The organism is Rhizobium aouanii, assembly GCF_037002925.1.
Classification (GTDB): Bacteria; Pseudomonadota; Alphaproteobacteria; order Rhizobiales; family Rhizobiaceae; genus Rhizobium; species Rhizobium aouanii.
In genome coordinates this window covers 1-2,819 of record NZ_JBAMYD010000044.1, presented here as the reverse complement: position 1 = coordinate 2,819, position 2,819 = coordinate 1, and the positions used below count along the sequence as shown (strand labels likewise).

Annotated in this window: 2 protein-coding genes; both read right to left on the bottom strand. The window is 51.6% G+C overall.

Features of this window, described 5'->3' with window-relative positions; all coding sequences use genetic code 11:
* Positions 1–1,801 (bottom strand): N,N-dimethylformamidase beta subunit family domain-containing protein (locus tag V8P77_RS34620; RefSeq protein WP_335916752.1); only part of this gene is annotated, 1,801 nt, incomplete at its 3' end.
* Positions 1,802–2,431: 630 nt separating this feature from the next.
* A partial coding sequence (locus V8P77_RS34615) for a TylF/MycF/NovP-related O-methyltransferase (protein WP_335916751.1) occupies positions 2,432–2,819 on the bottom strand: 388 nt, incomplete at its 5' end.

Here is a 2,819-nt window from a genome sequence, read left to right as displayed (position 1 = left end):
TATCTACGCATGGCATATTCCTTATCGGAACAGTAACGACTAGAGACACCAAACCCTTTATGCAGTTCTTTATTCTTCTCCGCCAACTTCTTGTGAGCTGAGGCGGTTGGAAAGCCCAACTGTTGTCTAAGCCCCATACCCATTGAATTGATCCAGTCGAAAACACTCGCGCTCCACTCACTGCTCTGTAATGGATAGCGTGGGAGATATTTGGACGTGTGCCACCTGGCAGTGGTGGTAGAATTTCGTTGGCACGTGTAGAGGATTTCGAAAGAATGACGAGTCCGTCGGGAGATTCTTCGTTGTCTAGAACCGAATCCCATTCGTACCCGACCAGTCCCTTCAGCCTATCGCCGTTTCTTAAACCTGTGTGCGCGTAGATAGGGTCAGCAGCATTAGAAACGATGAAATCAAACCCCTCATAGATGCTACCTTGATCGGATACATAGCCCACCCCCATCAGTGCATTCTCCGGTCTATTGACCTCCTTAGAGCGAAACAGTGAAGTTGACGCAGGAGGATCCAGCTGAGCCACCGGATCGAGAGATAGGCCGGCGCCAATACCCGATGAATCCTTGTATATGGTAACAACGCGGTTCGACTGCCCCCGGCTTGAGCAGTCGAACCGAACCTGCCAATAAGCAGTATTAGCAGAGTAAAAGGCGAGATGAATACCATTATCGCGTGCCGACTCAACTCGATCACGCTGTTCCATCGACCAATACTCATCATGACCTACCGAAAGAAATATTCTGTGCGAAAGTATTTGTAAAGGGTTACTGTGAACGTCCACATTGGTGTAATAGGATATGTCGTAACCCTGCGACTCCAACCAGCGGACCATGTTGTACTCCCAAGTGAGCATATTATTACAATTGAAGCCATCAGTATTGCTGAATCCGAGATGGGTGGCATCATAGGGGCGATCAAAGCTTACCTGATATGCTCTTGTGTTACTCGTGCTATTAGCATCATATACACTGAAGCCGCCGAATATGTTATACGCTTGAGCAGTCGTTACTGCATCCTGAAAGCCTATGTCGCTAGGGTGGTTGTCTTTGCGCAGAACAAACGGGACAAGCGACTGTTTGCCGCTTCTGCAATCAGTTAACTTGATAACATAAAGTCCGCTTGTCCAAGCTGCAGATGTTTTCAGTTCATACGATACGTCCCATAGACATTCGATCAAACGCGTGCCAGGATTGGTCATGGTGGGGCTTGATTGAGTTAATCCGTCTAGACCGAGCGCGCTGGCTATAAGTCGACCGCCTGCACCGCCGTAGTAGCCAAGGCGATAGACCTCAAGATTATATTGTCCAGTGGAAGACAAAGAAACCTTTAGGTTCAAGGAGTCTCCTGCATTTATACTTGTCGCATCCGCATAAGCCTCGATCTCGTGGTTCGTCGCCAAATTTGTAATCTTCCAGTCAGTTGTGCCGGCATTTAGATTTTCGATTACAATTGAGTTTTGAGAGTCCACTCTGATGCCCTTACTGGTGAAGCTGTTGAGGCCTTCGGTCGTGGATACGACTGCTAGAGCTCGGATTTGGCTGCCAAGAAGACCCGACGGTATTTTGATGCGAGCACTCGTCTCTCCGGCAATATTCGTCCATGCCCCGTCAACTTTTTGCTGCCAACCGTAAGCCGCCTCCTTCTCAGGACTTTGGCCGTATTCATTGAAAACATTTGCGGTCAGCGTATTTCCAACAGTGGCGCTCCCTCTAAGGAGAACATAATAGGTGTGTTTCTCGTTCGACGAAGTGGGTATCTTTTGCGCACCACTCTTGACACTGCCTTGCATGGGTCCCCCTGACCGTTATCCCACATTGTGCGTAGTGATTATTTATTCGCTGGGCGTGGCCGCGTTTCGGAAGCCTGTAATTTCAGAGTCTTCCGATGACAGTACGAAACCAGCGTTCTGCAAGGACCTATCGAGAAGCTTTATAGATCCTTTGTAGGTTTCCCTCAACGGCCAGTTGGCCCGACTTAGACCGCTTTTCGGCTACGTAACGGGGGGCTATCACTGCCCGTTTGATTGCATCGGCGCGGCCATTCATCCTCCAATTGGGGGTCTGCTGATTCGCTCTTCCTGTGAACTGCCCCCCATTTCGGTAGCCGGTGTGCCACTCCCACGTTGTCTTCCCCACCTTGATCTGTGATCAACGCGGCTTGCCAAACTGGCCCGCCTCTGGGCGGGGTTCTTTTTGAGGCACGCCCACTACGGACGCATGTCATCTTGAGGCTTTCCAATGCGCGGTCACGCAAGCTGTCGAAATAGCTGGCGCCAACCGGCCCGGTCCTGTCGGACGAAGCGCCCTCAAGCAGAAGGTCGCGTATGGGCGACTTAGTTGCCCGTCTTGCGGCACTACCAGGTGACAAACCGGCGCACGCCCTCTTGGACACCAAAAATGTCTTCTTGGACGGAGAAGGGTCAGTGCGTTCGGGTCACAAGCATGTGTCCAGCCGAGAGGTCAAAGTCCAATCCCTCCCGTCCTGCGCGAGAGAAATAATCGTCTGCCGCCTTTCGGCACCCAGACCAGTCCGAATAGGCGCGAAGTGCGACAGCGCCGCCGACGATGAGATGAGGCATAACCCGCTCTAGACAGGCGCTGACAGGCTCGTACCAATCAACATCGATATTGGCCAAAGCGACCGGCTCGGCGACTGTAAGCGTGTCTTGCACCTTACCCTTTATCAGTTGGACGTTGTTGGACTCGACGGGATAACCAAACCTAGCGAAGTTGTTCGTCACCGTCGCCATCAGATCATCATCATAGAGATAGTATTGCCCGCCTCCAAGGCCGACGGCTTTGCCGGCT